The organism is Vibrio sp. SNU_ST1 (assembly GCF_030563405.1).
Classification (GTDB): domain Bacteria; phylum Pseudomonadota; class Gammaproteobacteria; order Enterobacterales; family Vibrionaceae; genus Vibrio.
Genome location: NZ_CP130748.1, coordinates 1,894,931 through 1,911,858 on the forward strand (window position 1 = coordinate 1,894,931; position 16,928 = coordinate 1,911,858).

Genomic DNA, 16,928 nt, shown 5'->3' on the forward strand with positions numbered 1-16,928 from the left:
TAGGTTATAGAGGTTAGTACGCAGAGTGCTTTCTCGAGTAACCTTTAATCGAACGTAAAGCTCAACGAAGTAGGAAGATTGAGTCTGTTTCTATAAAAAAACCCAACATATAAATATGCTGGGTTTTTCAGTTTAGAAGAAACACTATCTTAGTAGTTGTACGCCACCAAGAGCCACGCCCGGGTTTTTCCCTTTGCTGTCAAGTTTTTCTACTTCATAGACCCACTTGAGCGTTGTTGTATCGGCTGGTAAATCAACGCGGTGAATACTGTAGCCACCCACTTTTGTTTTTCTCGGTACACTCACTCGGTTCGTACCAATAGATGGTAGGCTAGACCAATGATTACCAGACTTGCCTAATGTTCCATCAGAGATATTGTCTCCGATACTATAAGCCTTCCAGATTTCCGTACCATTTGCTAATAACTTAAGCGTACCTTTTGGAAGGTCCTGAGCACCGGTCCACCCCTTTCCAATAACAGCTGTTCTAAAGCGGACTGTTTTCCAATCTTGGCCACTTTGAGCCGTAACAGAAACCTCTGACTTTTTCTCATCACCACCTAAGTAAATATGCCCCTCCCAGTTAATGATATCTGCTGGGTTTTGCGTCCAAGTATTATTAAATTGGTCAGTTCTATTAGCGTCATCCCAACCAAACAAGCAAAGTTCACTCTTACTTGCTGTACATGCAGGGTATTTAGCGCCAGAATTTGCTTCAGCGTAACTAAAGGAAACATCCTGAATACCCATTTTAACCGAGTTACGTACAGACCATACTTTCCCAGTTTTACCATCAACATCAACACGCCAATATAGAACATCACTGGTCGGGTTTAAGTTTACAACGTGCGACCCTGAATCTGAGGTCCCTGATTTCACTTGTGTCCAATTGCTATTATCGGTACTGGTATAAACAGTATAGGTACTCGATTTAGATAATTTCCATGTAAACGTCTGATTGCCATTAAATGGAAGTGACTGTCCATTATATGGGCGTGGCGTATGTGCATACTTCAAGTTGTCATTCGCAAGATCTGTCATCTCACTGTCAGACAAAGCAAAAGAGCGCATCTCAATATTATCCACTAAAATGTTACCGGCCATTTGCTCAGATTCAAGGTTGGTCGTTGCGTCTTTACCTGCGTCCATCCAAGGCTTAGCAATAATTAACCCTTGACTTGTTCCGGCATCTAAACGGCTACCAGCTCCCCAAACACCGGCATAGCCGTCAGTAAGTTTAATATCGTCAACTTCAGCTTTACTGTTGTAATGGTCAACTACAGTTGCTTGCTTACCATTTAACCAAATAGATACTTTTTGGGTATTACGGTCAACACGTACAGCAACAGTATTCCACTGACTTAGGTTGATCGATTCTTTGGTTGTTACTGAAACCTTTCTTAAATCATCTCCACCCGCATAAGTTGCTAGTTGGCGTGAAATCATAAACCACTCAATTGTTCCCTCTTTGGTTAACTTTAGGTGGAAACCATCACTCCAAATACCTTTGCTAACCAAATCAATTGGATGTTCTAGTTTTACATTAGGCTTCACTTTCAGTGATAGTGTGAAATCGTCTTCAGCAAAGTCAAAATCATGCCCATAATGGAATTTATACTTTAAAGACTCCTGAACATCATTCTCTAACAAGTTAGATTTTACTGATTCATAAGCGCCTAGTTTAAGCGTCTTTGAATTAGCATAACCTTGGTTGACCCAAACCTCAGAAATCGACTGTTTATTTGATGTTTTTACTGCTGCCATTTGGGCTGGTAAACCCGTTTGAGCATTCACCGTCCATAAATCATCAACGGGGGCATCTTCAAAATCGAAACGAGCATATAAGTCAGGCGATGTAACTTTTACATGTACGACATCTCGGTCGAAAAGTTTCTTGCCATCAGTAATGATGTAGTGGAACTCATCTTCACCAATAAAACCTTTTGGGGCTTTATAAGTTACCTTTCCATTGGCGATTTTAAGTTCTGCACCCTGTGCTGAATATTTATCAACCTTATGGATAGAAATCGTGTCACCATTCGCGTCAAAATCATTTTTGAGCACATCTAAGCCAGTCGTGCTGTCTCGTTTTACACTGAAATGGTCAATTTTAGCCGAAGGAGGTAAAGGGTAATCGGCAAGGCCTACTAGGTTTCTTCTTAAACGGTTGTTTTTATAGCGAGTAAAGTTGATATCATCAACGTGTGCTCCGCCACCTTGAATTCCTTCACCTTCAGCAGAGGTACTATGGCCTGTGCCTAAGTAGTGTGCGGTTTCATGTAATACAACGCCGTCTGCACCGATGATGTCACCAGGAGAGCGAACAATACTTCCGAAGTTTACGCCTAGAATCCAGTTGCCTTTCAGCCACAGCATTCTATGTTTGAGATCCCAGCCTCGTGTTTTTCTTTGTTCATCCCACCATTTTATAGCGGCAACTCGAATTGGTTCATTCTCATGTTGGTAACCCCACGCCTTACAAGCATCATGAGAAGCGCTTTTTTTACAAGTTTGGTAATGGTCATCTAAGTAGCCCCATGTTTCGATCAATACGTCATTGACAGAAAAACGCAACAAAGCATCTCGGCTCAACACATAGTCAACTAAGTTAATGTAGTAATCTACAAGAACCATCGCATCATCCAAGTTACCATCCGCTTCTTGAACAAACGCTTGGTAAGAGACATGAACTGCCACTTTTACTTTGTGCAATTGAACTTGCGTTTTGTCTTTAGCAATTAAGTTATCTAAGCCAGACGTTGGTGCACTCGGCCTTTCATCTATGGTTTTGATTGCTTTATACATATTATCTAAAATTGCAGACTGTGGCGTAACCGACGCTAAGCTTTGAGCTTTTGCTGTCAACTTATTCGCAGATAAGCCACTTATGATGTCTGCCTTTTCGATCGTCCATACTGTTTGACTACCACGGTAAGCCGTCACATAGAGTTTATTCTTAGTCGTCAGTGCTGCAATAACTTGCGTATTTTCATCACTGGTATCAACACCACGATAAACACGGATATCAGGGGTATTAATTGTACTTGCTGGAGCATGCCCATTAATACGGTGATCCCAAAGATATACTTTCATATCGGGCTCTCGGATCGAGTAACGATGGAGCTCTAAAGTACGCTTTTTACCATTAACAGTAATTGCTACAGAAAGATCTGGTGGTGATGCTTTCGTAGGCTTATAGACCATAGGTTTATGGCCTTCGTTTTTGCTATCTTTGCACCCACCAGCCATAACTACCGCTAGTACCACAAAACATAGACTCAGTATTTTCTTCATTCTATGTGGTTCCTTTATATCGACCAGCCTAAACATGAATAAAAACCATAGTAATAGCAATGAATTACGTTGAACAAAACAACGCCAACGTACAGCCTTTCCAAAGAGACACTGATTAAACTAAGCAGATAAAAAAGCCCAGCGTACTAATACGCTGGGCTATTCAAATTTAATAAATGACAGTGTTACCTTATTAGTTGTACGCCGCCGATAACGGCTCCGGGGGTCATGCCTTTGCTATCCAAACGTGAGCTTTCATACTCCCATTTGAGCTGTGTAACATTCGTAGGTAGCTCAACAAAGTGAACACCATACAAACGGGATTTTATTTTACGAGGCACACTGACAGAATAAGTACCAATAGAAGGCAGTGATGTCCACTCTGTACCAGCTTTAGTCCATACTTCGTCGCCTATATTATAGGCTTTCCAAACTTCCTTTCCGTTAGCATATAGTTTCAATGTACCTGATGGGTAATCGTCCGCACCGGTCCAACCTTTGCCTGCCGCAGCTGCTCTGAAACGTACACCAGACCACTTACCAGCAGGACTATCCACTTGTAAGCTCAACGTTTTTTGTTTGCCACCTAAGTATATATGACCTTCCCAGTTAGTAGTCCCACCGTTGTCAATTGTCCAAGTATTACCATATAGGTCGTTATAACTATTTTGCGTTGCTGGCCAACCAAATAAGCAGGTTACACCTGATTTGACTTCACAGTCAGGTATAGCGGCACCGTTACTAATTTCAGAGTGACTGAATGCAACTTCTTGACGGCCATTAACTAGATTGTTTCGAACTGACCACACTTCACCAACCGAACCATTGGCGTCGACACGCCAATAAAGTGCTTTATCGTTCGCATTTAACGCTACTGTATGCGTACCTGAAATACCATTACCAGTTTTTCCAGTAGACCAAGATTTACCATCACGACTGATCATCAATTTGTATGCTGATGACTTAGACAATTTCCAAGTTAATGTTTTATTTCCAGAAAACGCCACATCTTCGCCGTTGTATGGGCGTGGCGCATAAGGGTACACGTAACTATTGCTAGTCAGTTGTTTAATCTGATCGTCAGTTAATGCAAATGACCTTAACTCCACATCATCTATACGTAAGTAACGACTCTGGCTTTTCTGCAGCTCTTGCTTATGTAACTCATCGGTATCCCACCATGCTTGTCCAATAGTTAGACCTTGGCTAATACTTGACGCTCTTCGGCTACCCCCCCCCCATAGTCCAGCATAACCTTTAGGAAGGTTAACCTCATTTTGTGCTTCATCGACTAGCTGCTGTTTAACCCCATCAATCCACAAACTTGCTTTATTTGTTGCTCGGTCAACACGTACTGCTACGGTATGCCAAGCACTATCTGCTGATAGCAGTGATTCCGTTATCATCGAAATAACACGGTAGTCTGTGCCACCTTTATACGTAGAAAACTGACGAGATTTCATGTACCACTTAAGCTTTCCATCCTTAAGCAGTCGTAAATGATATCCTTCCCTTTCCATACCTCGGTTAAACAAGTTAATATCATGAGGAAGCAGAGTTCCAACTTTCACTTTCAATGAAACGGTGAAACTATCATCACCGAGATCAAATGCATGACCGTAGTGAGTATGGTATTTAAACGACTCCGGCACATCGTATTTGCTCTTAATTGACGCAACCGCTTCATGAGCGCCTAACGTTAATGTCTTCCCATAGGAATCATTAGTTACCGATTTTGAGTAATCAGCCCAAACGTCCTTCCCTGATCGCCAATCACGGCTAACATGAAGTTGGCTTGGCAAACCAGTTTGCTCGTTAGGAATCCAAAAATCATCAATTGAGCTTTCAAATCCAAATCTTGCGTACAAGCCAGAGCTTGTTACTTTTAAGTGAACTTCTTCACGATCGTATAACTGTTTTCCATGATGCTTAGTTGAGTCGGTGATTTGATAAAAGAATGAGTCTTCACCCACAAACCCTTTCGGTGGTGTGTAGCTCAACTTATCTCCAGCGATACTGACTTTACCGCCTTGAACAGTAAGTGAATCTACTTGAGCTATTGATATAGAATCCCCATTAGCATCAAAGTCATTTTTCAATACATCTAATGTTTTTGGTGTATCACGTAACACACCAAAGTGATCAATTTTAGCCGACGGTGGTAGCGGGTAATCAGCAGGACCTACAAGTGTTCGCCTAGCCACTCGGTTTTTGTAACCAACGAAACCAATATCCCCAACATGAGCTTCACCACCTTGTGAGGTTTCCTCCTCGCCTCCCGTGTGATGACCTGTACCTAAATAATGTGACGTTTCATGTAAAGCAACGCCATCAGCTCGCACCATTTGTGCCATAGAGCGAACATAAGAGCCCCAATTTACACCTAATACCCCATTGCCTTTAAGATCGATCATCCGGTGACGCAAATCCCAAGATCGTGCTTTTCTTCTATCATCCCACCAACGTCGTGTTGCATCTTTAATTGGGATATTCTCACTTTGGTAGCCCCAAGCTTCACAGCGAGCATGAGTACTACTTTTTATACACTGTTGATAATGGTCATCTAAATATCCCCATGTCTCTATAAGCACATCATTGACAGAGAATCGAATTAACGCATCACGACTAAATACATAATCAACCAAGTTTATGTAGTAATCGACCAGAACCATCGCATCATCTAAATTACCACCGGCTTGGTCCATAAAGGTTTGATAGCTAACTTGAACCGAAGTGTTGATCTTGTTCAATTTAATATCTGCCATATTCGCAGGTAACAAGTTATCTAAGCCCGAAACGGGGTTATCCGGCGTTTCGTCTATTGCCTTAATCGACTTCTGGACTCCATCTAACAAGCTACTTTGGGAAGAAACTGACGAAAAACTAGCCTTTAACGGTTGGATAGATCCTGCCGTTTTCCCCCCAATAACCGCCGCATCCTTAATAGCCCACACTCGATGACTGCCACGAAAAGCGGTTACATATAATTTATTTTTAGTGGTAAGAGCCGCAATAACTTGTGTATTGTCATCACTGGTATCTACACCTCGGTAAACACGAATGTCTGGAGTCTTAATAGTGCTCGAAGGTGCGTTCCCGTTAATACGATGATCCCATAGATATACTTTCATATCGGGTTCTCGAATAGAGTAACGATTTAGCTCTAACGTACGCTTTTTTCCATTAACAATAATTTCAACAGAAAGCTCTGACGGTGATGCTTTCGTTGGCTTATAGACCATAGGTTTATGGCCTTCATTTTTGCTATCTTTACAGCCCCCAGCAGTGACCACTGCTAAAGCCACGAAAAACAGACTCAGTGTTTTCTTCATTCTAAAGAGTTCCTTCATGTTTACCGCCCTAAACATGAACAAAAACAACATTGTTAGCAATGAATTACGTTAAACAAAACCGCATCGACGCACAGTCGTTCCAAATGGAAATGCCGAAAAATTCCTTAAATCAAATTTTCGAAGCTGTTAGTTATAAATCGTTTTAATAAATTCTAGGTTTTGAGTTGTAACAACCTTATATGAAAGGTATAAATACCGGAGTTATTATTACCTCCCTCTCAATTGACATGGATGAAGATTATGTTTGAAAAAGTGTTAGCAGCTCCCGCCGATCCTATTCTCGGCCTTACTGAAGAATTTAAAAAAGACTCTCGTGAAGAGAAAATTAACCTTGGTGTTGGCATCTACAAAAATGAAGATGGTCAAACACCGGTACTTAAAACAGTAAAGAAAGCAGAAGCTGCACTTCTTGAAAACGAAAAAACCAAATCTTACCTAACGATTGAAGGTACCGCTGAATACGGGCTAGCCGTTCAGAAACTTCTTTTTGGTGCAGACGCAGAGATCGTAACATCTCAACGCGCTAAAACAGCACAAGCTCCAGGTGGTACGGGTGCACTTCGCGTAGCGGGTGAATTCATCAAGCGCCAATTGGGTGACGTTAAAATCTGGATAAGTAACCCAACTTGGGCTAACCACAACGGTGTTTTCGCTGCTGCAGGTATCGAGACTGCTCAATACAGCTACTACAACGCTGAAACAAAAGACAAAGACTTCGCTGGCATGGTTGCTGACCTAGAGAAAGCTTCTGAAGGCGATATCGTTCTTCTTCACGGCTGCTGCCATAACCCAACAGGTATCGACCCAACCGCTGACGAGTGGGAAGTACTGGCTAAACTGGTTGCTGAGAAGAAACTACTTCCTCTATTCGATTTTGCTTATCAAGGTTTTGCAAAAGGCGTTGAAGAAGATGCGGCTGGCCTGCGTGTTTTTGCTAAATACAACAAAGAGATCCTAGTGGCAAGCTCATTCTCTAAGAACTTCGGTTTGTACAACGAGCGTGTAGGTGCGTTCACTCTGGTTGCTGAATCAGCAGACGTAGCAACAACAGCGTTTTCTCAAGTTAAGAGCATCATTCGCTCTATCTACTCGAACCCACCAGCGCACGGCAGTGCTGTAGTCACTCACATCCTTGGCGATGCTGACCTACGTGCTGAATGGGAAGCGGAAGTGGCAGAAATGCGTGACCGTATCCAAGAGATGCGTGAGCTATTCGTAGCAACACTGAAATCTGAAGGCGTTGATGCAGACTTCACATTCATCGAACGCCAAAATGGTATGTTCTCTTTCTCTGGCCTAAGCAAAGAGCAAGTAACTCGCCTGAAAGACGAATTTGCTATCTACATTGTTGGCTCTGGCCGTATCAGCGTAGCAGGCATGACTAAGTCAAACATGGGTCCTCTATGTAAAGGTATTGCTGCGGTTCTTTAATCGCAAAGCCCAATTTGTAGACCGATAAATACATGAAAGCCAGCGATTAAGCTGGCTTTTTTTCTGATATTGATGTATGAATCGTTAACGCACTGAGCCTCTATATCGTTAGCTAATACTCTAGGACAAACTCCACACCCAGTTCATTTGTACGTTCGCTACGAATCTTACCTTTGCCATCTCGGTGTTGATAAGAAGCACCAATCGCAAATTTGTTGGTCACTAAATAGTGTAAACCTAGGTGGTAGACTTCCTCGTCAAACAAGTCACTGCGATTCACTTGTACACTGCCATTAGCAATCCAACGTTTCGCAAAGCCATAGTTGAGCTCCGCTTTTATCCCTTGGATCAACTCCGTATCTGACGAGCGAGTAATATTCGTTCCATTATCTTCGACTTCCCCCTTAGTGATACCAAGCAGGTAGTAAGCCACGATGTCTAGATCTCGCTTAATACTGTAACGGTATCCAATGCCCGGCATAAGGGTATCCATTCGAGTTGTTGAGTCATCTGGATGAATAAAACGTGCACTGTAGTCGCCCAACAACAGCCAATCATCCGTCATTGCATAACTGACACCTAATCCATACGAGGATGCATTATTATTGCTGCCAGCATCTTCATTCAAACTTCCCGAATGAACAGTGGCGTATATATGGTCATAATCCAGAATATCCACACTGTGGGTCTCGGCCCACGAACTTGGAGAAAACATAAAAACTGCAGACACTAAACCAAGTTTCCACTTCAGCATTCCTATCATCCTTTAACTGCCACTCTATTAATTGAAAGATTAGTCTATCCCTAAGACTTTAAAAAGGTTTTAGCTCACAGATTGATTTGTGACGGCAAAATATTATCAAATGTTGTACCATGAAATCATACAAACCAATGGATGATCATTATGGATGCTGAGTTATTAGAGATTCAAAACTTTCTGGCACAATACCCCCCTTTCACAGAACTCCCAGAGGAGATGTTGGCGAAAGTGACCAGTAGCGTCGAAATTTCTTATTACCGCCAAGATACCCCTATCATTCACTTTGGTGATCAGATTAACGACCTTTACATTGTTCGAAGCGGTGAAGTAGAAGTCTATCGTCGTAAAGGTGAGCTCTATAACCGGCTGGATGAGGGACACTTATTTGGCCAAATGGGGCTACTCACCAACAATAAAGTTCGCTTCCCGGTAAAAGCAACAGAAGACACCCTACTCTACTGTATCCCTGAACCTATTTTCCAAGAACTCTACGACAACTATGATTCATTCGCTGACTTTGTCGAAGTAGAAGATAATGCGCGACTGCGTCAGGCTAACTCAGACAGCAACGACGCTAACGATCTAACCACGTCAAAGGTAAAGACGCTGCTGACTAGCGAAGCGCCAATGATCGAAAAAACACGAACCATCCAACAAGCTGCTACCATGATGGCACAAGATAATGTTTCATCTTTGCTGATCATCGACCCGGACATTGTCGAAGATGATGAAGACGATTCGACGCCCGTTATTGGCATCATTACCGACCGTGATCTGTGTACCCGAGTTTTAGCAGAAGGACTCGATCCGTCGGATGAAGTATCAAGTGTAATGACAGCAGAGGTTATCTCACTCGATCATAATGCCTATGTCTACGAAGCCATGATGACCATGCTTCGCTACAACGTGCACCACCTACCAGTACTAAAAGATAAAAAGCCTATTGGTATTATCGAAGCGACTGATATCGTACGTTACGAATCTCAAAACTCGCTGTTATTGGTAAGCAGCATCTTCCAGCAACAAAGTATCGAAGACCTAAAAGTACTTTCTGAACAAGTCAAAGACAGCTTTGTGCGCTTGGTTAACGAAGACGCCAACGCACACATGGTGGGTACCGCAATGTCGGTAATTGGCCGTAGCTTTAAACAACGAATTATTGAACTAGCCGAAGATAGGCTAGGTAAAGCACCCATCCCTTATTGTTTCCTCGCTCTCGGCTCGATGGGGCGTGATGAGCAGCTGCTCGTTACTGACCAAGATAACGCAATTATTCTTGACGATACCTACGATGAGAAAAAGCACGGTAAGTACTTTGAAGAGCTGTCGACCTTCATTTGTGATGGCTTAGACCAATGTGGCTATGTGTACTGTACCGGTGACATCATGGCCACTAACCCAACTTGGCGTATGACACGTCGAGAATGGGAAGAATGCTTCGCTGATTGGATTGATGATCCAAACCCGAAAGCACTACTGAACGCCTCCATCTTCTTTGATTTAGATGGCGTTTATGGCCGCTTAAAATGGGCAGAACAGTTAAATAGTTTTATTGTAAGACGTGCACGTAAGAACAACCGTTTCTTGGCGTGTCTTGCTCGTAATGCACTCAACCGAACACCGCCCCTGGGCTTCTTCAAAGATTTCGTAATGGAGAAAGATGGCCGCCACAACAACTCGATCAACCTCAAACGTCGCGGCACCGCACCACTCGCAGACTTGATTCGTGTTCACTCGTTAGCTGTAGCTTCTCGTTCGAAGAATTCATTTGAGCGTTTGGACGATATTATCGATGCAGGTATTTTGCCCAAAGGCAGAGCGCAGGATTTGAAAGACGCCATGGAGTTTATCTCCTTAGTTCGTATTCGCCACCAAGCACACGATGTCGACAACAACATCGAACCGGATAACAACATCGAACCAGAGAACCTTTCTGACTTCGAGCGACGTAATCTAAAGGATGCATTCCAAATATTAAGTAATGCGCAGAACTTCCTTAAGTTTCGTTATCAAGCCAGCAATAAGTTTAAGTAGGGCCTATGAACAAACTATTCAGATCACCTGCGGTCGATTGGCCGTTTAAGTTTGCTCAGAAGCTCGAGCGCGCTCGTGACGACCGCTTAAAACACTTTTATAGCCAGCCTCTTCCTGCCCCTGACACGCCGCTTTCAGAAGTGACTTTCTTGGCTGTCGACTTTGAAACCACGGGGTTAAACCCAAACAAAGACGGCATCATTACTATTGGTCTAGTGCCATTCACGCTCAATCGCATCTACTTGCGACAAGCCAAACACTGGACGCTAAGACCAAAACAGAAGTTGGAAGAAGAGTCTGTCGTGATTCATGGCATCACTCACAATGACATCATTGATGCGCCAGATCTTAGCGAAGTGCTGGGCGAGATCTTAGAGTCAATGGCAGGACATATCCCAGTGGTTCACTATCGTCGTATCGAACGTGATTTCTTGGATAACGCGTTGAAGGTCAGGTTAGGTGAAGGGATTGAGTTTCCAGTACTCGACACGCTCGAGATTGAATCTCAAATCCAAAACAAACTGGCCGGCGGCCTATGGAATAAGCTAAAAGGTAAAAAACCAGCTTCAGTGAGGCTTGGTCAGAGCCGTCGTAGATACCACTTGCCCGACTACACGCCGCATCATGCGTTAACTGATGCGATTGCGACAGCGGAGCTTCTGCAAGCACAGATTGCGCACCATTTCAGCCCTGATATGCCTGTTAAAGATTTCTGGTTATAGCTAGATTGGACACTATTTAATGGGGTATTCATAAAAAAGAGGAGCCGAAAACTCCTCTTTTTATTAGTGAACGTCGAGCTCACTGATTAAGCGTATTTCTCTTCAAAGTCTTTCATGAAGTTGACTAATACTTGCACACCTTCCAAAGACATTGCGTTGTAAAGTGAAGCTCGCATCCCACCTACCGCTCTGTGGCCTTTTAGTGATTTCAAACCAGCAGCATCAGCCAACTCTAAAAACTTAGCGTCTAGCTCTGGTTTCGCTAATTGGAATGGCACGTTCATTCTTGAACGGTTTTCAGTGTGGACATCGTTTTTGTAGAAAGCAGAGCTATCAATCGCATTATAAAGCAGCTCAGCTTTCTCTTTGTTCACTAATTCCATAGCTTCAACGCCACCTTGAGCTTTCAGCCACTTGAATACAAGGCCTGATAGGTACCAAGCGTACGTTGGTGGTGTGTTGAACATTGAGTCTTTTTCAGCAAGTACTTTGTAGTTAAGAATACTTGGCAGAACATCGTTAGCAAGTTCGAGCAGGTCATCACGCACGATAGCAATGCAGATACCAGCCGGGCCGATATTCTTTTGAGCGCCAGCGTAGATAACACCGTACTGAGACACATCGATCTTACGAGACAGAATGTTAGATGACATATCCGCTACGATTGGCTTATCCGTTTGAGGAAGCTCATTAATTTCGATGCCGTCGATGGTTTCGTTTGGACAAAAGTGTACATACGCAGCTTCTGGGTCGATTTTCCAATCTTTAGCCGGAACAACCGCCGCTTTGCCATCAATTGACGTCTTCGCGTTGAATACATCGATTTCGCAATATTTGCTCGCTTCAGTCACTGCACTTTCTGCCCAGTAGCCCGCATCGATGTAAGTCGCTTTCGTCGCGTCACCTAAAAGATTTAAAGGAACAGCAGCGAATTGAGCACGAGCGCCCCCCTGACAGAAAAGAACTTTGTAGTTTTCTGGGATGTTCAGAAGATCACGTAAGTCCTGTTCGGACTCGTCAGCAACTTGAATAAATTCCTTGCTGCGATGGCTGATTTCCATCACGGAAGTCCCTAAACCATTCCAATCAATAAAGTCCGCTTGCGCTTGTTTCATTACCGGTTTAGGCAGTGCCGCTGGACCAGCACTGAAGTTGAATACGTTATCTAATGTAAGTTCCATGGGGATGATTGCTCCTGCTAAATAATAACTATGCAAGTAATACCATGTTTTACCCAACATAAAAACAACAAAAGAGGTCTTAAGACCTCTTTTGTTTTGTACCGTATAAAATGTTTAAGCTTAACCTGCTAAATCACCCTATCAGTATTCAAGCCTGTTCTGTTTATTGAACAAAAACCGGCATAAGTAGAGCGATTAATGGAATTTCTTGTCCATTTTCGAACACTAGGTTTCCATTTTCTAAATCAGCGCTGATTTCATAACCACTTTCTGTTTCCTTGATCATTTCCATCACAAGCAATTCATCAATACCTTCACGGATGAATGGGTACTCTTCAACAAGCTCATTTGAGAAGCTAGAGTGAACGTTGCCCGTTAATGCAGGCATAATCATCGAAGGGTTGCTGCTGATGTTTTCTGTCCCTTCCGGTACGCTCACCAACCACTTAGATTCGAACTGCCCCTTACCTAGTTCTAACGACATATTTTTCATTGAAAGGTCGAAACCTTTAGCAAACAGGATATCGATAAATGGAATGATCTCTGCAACGTCTTCTTGCGTCATTACTGGATTAGATTGGTAAATCTCGAAGATTTTCTCAAACGATTCACTATCCAATTTCGACATTTCAAAATCGACGTTTAAGTTGTTCAACTGACCTTCACTGGTCTCAATGTTTGCGATATCCAGCTTAAGGTTGCTGCGCAGACGCTTAGTTGCTTCATCTAGATGTGATTCAAAATCGTACTTAGAGTTTTCAATGGTCATGAAAGGCTGCATTGCAGAGTCTGAAACCAAGAAGCTATCGATAGTAAAATTCTGAGTACCTAACCAGTAGCCTTTCGCTTGTTGGCCTGAGCCCACACCTTTCAGATTAGACAGCGTCACCTCTTCACCAGTTTCAAAATCAATTTGAACTGAAGGGACTGAAAGCTCGTAATCAACTTGCCCTAAAACAGTCGCATGGCCAGAAAGGTTCGATTTAGTGATCGATACCGAAGTACCATTCTCATCAGAACCTTGATGATTGAACTGGCTTAACTCGAAATTGAAATCAGTGTTGCCGTTTAACTCGGTGCTAGTCGTTAGAGTTAGAGGTAAAATATCAGTGTTCTCAAATCTCGACAATGCATTTAGGCTCACCAAACCATGGCTAACCGCACTATTGATGACAAACTCACTCGGTAGCCCATCAATCGCGAGTTGTTCTTTCAGGTTTTCATCGGTCACAGTTAGGCGAGTGGTTACATTAGAAGACAGGTAGCCTCTATCGTACTCCACGATCTCAGCTTGAATGCTTGAATTGTTAAGCTTTGCAACGCCATCGGTAATGGCATTTTGTCCAATTTGTCCAACCGCTAGCGGCCAACAAAGTGCCAATGAGATTGCTCCACCAATTGCACCAATTTTTCTTAACTGTTCCATGAGTTCTCTTTCTACACTAGTCTGTTTTTTTTAGTCTAACCCATCAGTAGCAAACAAGAAACATTGAGTTAAATCAGCCTATTGCTCGATACTTCGATTGCCTCAATAAATTAACGGCTAGCTCTCATCCTTATTCAGCGGTTCTTGCTAGGCTAGAAGCGTCGCTACTACTAAGGTTGAGCTGTGAATCAATACGCTGTTATCTGTTTGGACAATAATCCGGTTAGCATTGAAAGACTACGCACGGAGCTCGCTCCGCTAGCTTCTGTATTCGATATTTATACTGCCGAGAACATAGAAGACGCGCATCACGCATTAGAGGATATCCATGATCACCACCAAACCGTTGCTTTGGTGATCACGCATCATCACTCTGAATTTAATGGTGTGCAATTTCTTATTGAACTTGAACAGCTGCCCCATAGTAATACCGCAAGAACGATATTAGTCAGCGCTTCGTCAGACATTCAATCCATTCTGACCGCGGTGAATGAAGGCCGGCTCAATCACTGCCTAACCAAACCGGTTCAAGATCAAGTTCTATTCAAATCGGCGCAAAAAGAGCTGACCTCTTTTGTTATTCAATACGACTCGGAAAACCTGTTATCTTACAGCGACGCGTTGGATCAACAGCGCTTATTCAGAGCACACATCGAGCAAAAGATTCAATCTTTTCAATCGGGTTTCATTCACGACTACCACCAGCTTTCTGACAATGCCCTTGCAGAGCGTGTCGTCAGTGCATTACAAGATGTGTTTTCAAAAGATGACAAAACCAAGGCCATTCGAGACTACTCACCCGAACATCTGCTCACTGTAGAAGGTGAAGACAATCGCTTTTTATGGCTGATTATTGAGGGTGAAGCCGCTCTCTATAAAAAAGATGAGTTGGGGCAACAGCGGGAAGTGGTGCGACACTCTAAGGGCAACATTGTCGGAGGGATGTCGTTTGTGACAGGTGAACCTTCGTTCTCAACCGCGATAACCCTAACGCAAACACGAGTCATCAAACTGGATAAAGATAGCTTTGCTCAGGTAATGCATTCAAACAATACACTGTTGCCTCTATTTACCAATCTATTGCTCCGTCACTTTAACCGACGCTTACAAAGAAGCATCACCAATAAGATTAAGCTTCAACAAACACTAGAATCATTAGAGTCTGCACATCAACAACTGATCGAGAAAGAGAAAATGGCGATGCTCGGGCAGCTTGTCGCGGGAGTCGCACATGAGCTAAATAACCCGATTGCAGCCATATTAAGAAGCATCGAAACTCTGTCAGAACATCTCGACCAGATATTTGCAAACCTATCCGCTCCAGAGTCCAATAAAGGGACTGAGGTACTTGCACATTCAAAGTTAGCTAAGCCACTGTCGACGGCTCAAGAAAGACAGCTCGTAAAGCATCTCACCTCAACTATTGATGACCGTGCTTTAGCAAAAAAAGCCGTGAGACTTAACCTAAGTCAAGACTCTACGGTTCTAGACACATTAAAAGAGTCCCCTGTCGCAGGCAAAGAGCTACTCAATGACTTAGAACATTACCACTATGTTGGAAACTCTATTCGCTCAATTCAAGTGTGCAGCAAGCGTATTGCCGATATGGTAAAAAGCCTAAAAAGCTATGCTAGAGAAGATGAAGAAGTTCGCCACTACACAGATATCCACGAAGGGCTTGAAGATACCTTAGTGATCTTTGAAAACAGGCTCAAACATCACCAACTCGAAAAGCATTACGACACCGACTTGCCGCCTTTATTGTGCCAGTCACTCTCGCTGCAACAGGTGTGGACCAATCTTATTTCCAATGCGCTCGATGCCCTTTCTGAACGAGGGAAGGTGTCCATCACCACTTCTCAACAAACAAAAGGCGACGACACGTTTCTTGTGGTGCAAGTATCGGACACTGGACACGGTATCGCCAAAGAAGACATCAACACTATTTTCAACCCAAACTTCACGACCAAAAAAGAAGGCAACTTCGGTTTAGGGATTGGGTTATCCATTTCTCAACAAATCGTTTCGGCTCATCAAGGTTTTATTTTGGTGGAGTCTGAGGTAGGCAGCCATACACACATGCAAGTGTGGCTTCCATTCAAACAAGAAGGAGCACCTCATGAATAAGTACCTAATTTTATGTGTCGATGACGAGCCAGAGGTTCTCAACAGTGTCCTTCAAGATTTAGCACCATTTGAAGACAACTTTATTGTTGAAGGAGCCGAATCGGTCGATGAAGCTAAGCAAGTCATTAAAGAAATGGGACAAGAAGGTATTAAGCTCGCCTTAATATTGTGTGACCACATCATGCCTGACAAAACGGGTATCGATTTTCTTATCGAACTTAACCAGCACGATTCTACAAAGCCAACACGCAAGCTGCTGCTCACCGGGCAAGCCGGGCTTGAAGATACAGTCACAGCAATTAACAACGCGGCGCTTGATTTTTATATTTCAAAACCTTGGCAAGGCGATCAACTTAGAGACACAATAACTCAACAACTGACAGACTATGTCATTGCAAACGACAAGCAGTTGTTAAACTGGACTTCCATTTTAGATACTCAGCGCATACTGACATCAATGTCGGACAAGCGAACTAGTTTCGGTGAATAGCGATAGGTTAGTAAATAGTGATTAGATGATGATTAGCTATTAGATGACGAATAGCGATCAGATAGTCGCGATTGCATCTTTGCACGAAGTGTATTTTGCATAACAGCGAG

The 16,928-nt window shown here is 43.1% G+C and carries 10 protein-coding genes; 5 read left to right on the forward strand and 5 right to left on the reverse strand.

Annotated features, from left to right (window positions below; translation table 11 throughout):
- Positions 1 to 144: 144 nt before the first annotated feature.
- The gene (locus tag Q5H80_RS08210; protein WP_304564291.1) at positions 145 to 3,294 is read right to left on the reverse strand and encodes an Ig-like domain-containing protein; all 3,150 of its coding nucleotides are present in this window, start codon (positions 3,292 to 3,294) and stop codon (positions 145 to 147) included.
- A gap of 185 nt (positions 3,295 to 3,479) precedes the next feature.
- Positions 3,480 to 6,626 carry an Ig-like domain-containing protein gene (locus tag Q5H80_RS08215; protein ID WP_304564293.1) on the reverse strand — a complete coding sequence of 1,049 codons (3,147 nt, stop codon included), beginning with the start codon at positions 6,624 to 6,626 and terminating at the stop codon, positions 3,480 to 3,482.
- Between the two features lie 261 nt (positions 6,627 to 6,887).
- Here Q5H80_RS08215 and Q5H80_RS08220 point away from each other — a divergent pair, with 261 nt between their 5' ends.
- Entirely contained in the window at positions 6,888 to 8,078 is a 1,191-nt protein-coding gene (locus tag Q5H80_RS08220) for an amino acid aminotransferase (RefSeq protein ID WP_304564295.1), read from the forward strand.
- A gap of 112 nt (positions 8,079 to 8,190) precedes the next feature.
- Here Q5H80_RS08220 and Q5H80_RS08225 read toward each other — a convergent pair whose 3' ends face one another.
- Entirely contained in the window at positions 8,191 to 8,832 is a 642-nt protein-coding gene (locus Q5H80_RS08225; RefSeq protein WP_304564298.1) for a hypothetical protein, read from the reverse strand.
- Positions 8,833 to 8,982: 150 nt separating this feature from the next.
- On the opposite strand from Q5H80_RS08225, the gene Q5H80_RS08230 reads away from it, so the two are divergent.
- Both Q5H80_RS08230 and Q5H80_RS08235 read left to right on the forward strand, forming a co-directional pair.
- Positions 8,983 to 10,872 (forward strand): DUF294 nucleotidyltransferase-like domain-containing protein, encoded by a 1,890-nt coding sequence (locus tag Q5H80_RS08230; RefSeq protein ID WP_304564299.1) that lies wholly within the window; start codon positions 8,983 to 8,985, stop codon positions 10,870 to 10,872.
- A 5-nt stretch (positions 10,873 to 10,877) separates the two neighbouring features.
- Positions 10,878 to 11,594, forward strand: coding sequence for a 3'-5' exonuclease (locus tag Q5H80_RS08235; RefSeq protein WP_304564301.1), 717 nt, complete (start codon positions 10,878 to 10,880; stop codon positions 11,592 to 11,594).
- Between the two features lie 86 nt (positions 11,595 to 11,680).
- Here Q5H80_RS08235 and serC read toward each other — a convergent pair whose 3' ends face one another.
- Together serC and Q5H80_RS08245 are read right to left on the reverse strand one after the other, a co-directional pair.
- Positions 11,681 to 12,775, reverse strand: coding sequence for a 3-phosphoserine/phosphohydroxythreonine transaminase (gene serC, locus Q5H80_RS08240; RefSeq protein ID WP_304564303.1), 1,095 nt, complete (start codon positions 12,773 to 12,775; stop codon positions 11,681 to 11,683).
- Positions 12,776 to 12,938: 163 nt separating this feature from the next.
- Positions 12,939 to 14,201, reverse strand: coding sequence for a DUF945 family protein (locus tag Q5H80_RS08245; protein ID WP_304564305.1), 1,263 nt, complete (start codon positions 14,199 to 14,201; stop codon positions 12,939 to 12,941).
- A 183-nt stretch (positions 14,202 to 14,384) separates the two neighbouring features.
- On the opposite strand from Q5H80_RS08245, the gene Q5H80_RS08250 reads away from it, so the two are divergent.
- A complete protein-coding gene (locus Q5H80_RS08250) occupies positions 14,385 to 16,328 on the forward strand; it encodes an ATP-binding protein (RefSeq protein ID WP_304564306.1) in 1,944 nt (647 codons plus the stop codon).
- Positions 16,321 to 16,818 carry a response regulator gene (locus Q5H80_RS08255; RefSeq protein WP_304564308.1) on the forward strand — a complete coding sequence of 166 codons (498 nt, stop codon included), beginning with the start codon at positions 16,321 to 16,323 and terminating at the stop codon, positions 16,816 to 16,818. Before Q5H80_RS08250 ends, Q5H80_RS08255 begins: the two co-directional genes overlap by 8 nt.
- The last annotated feature ends 110 nt before the right edge of the window (positions 16,819 to 16,928 follow it).

What these genes read in the sequence shown, in the direction of transcription:
- Q5H80_RS08210 (WP_304564291.1), bottom strand. Translation starts at nt 3,294, where the DNA reads ATGAAGAAAATACTGAGTCTATGTTTTGTGGTACTAGCGGTAGTTATG.
- Q5H80_RS08215 (WP_304564293.1), bottom strand. Translation starts at nt 6,626, where the DNA reads ATGAAGAAAACACTGAGTCTGTTTTTCGTGGCTTTAGCAGTGGTCACT.
- Q5H80_RS08220 (WP_304564295.1), top strand. Translation starts at nt 6,888, where the DNA reads ATGTTTGAAAAAGTGTTAGCAGCTCCCGCCGATCCTATTCTCGGCCTT.
- Q5H80_RS08225 (WP_304564298.1), bottom strand. Translation starts at nt 8,832, where the DNA reads ATGCTGAAGTGGAAACTTGGTTTAGTGTCTGCAGTTTTTATGTTTTCT.
- Q5H80_RS08230 (WP_304564299.1), top strand. Translation starts at nt 8,983, where the DNA reads ATGGATGCTGAGTTATTAGAGATTCAAAACTTTCTGGCACAATACCCC.
- Q5H80_RS08235 (WP_304564301.1), top strand. Translation starts at nt 10,878, where the DNA reads ATGAACAAACTATTCAGATCACCTGCGGTCGATTGGCCGTTTAAGTTT.
- serC (WP_304564303.1), bottom strand. Translation starts at nt 12,775, where the DNA reads ATGGAACTTACATTAGATAACGTATTCAACTTCAGTGCTGGTCCAGCG.
- Q5H80_RS08245 (WP_304564305.1), bottom strand. Translation starts at nt 14,201, where the DNA reads ATGGAACAGTTAAGAAAAATTGGTGCAATTGGTGGAGCAATCTCATTG.
- Q5H80_RS08255 (WP_304564308.1), top strand. Translation starts at nt 16,321, where the DNA reads ATGAATAAGTACCTAATTTTATGTGTCGATGACGAGCCAGAGGTTCTC.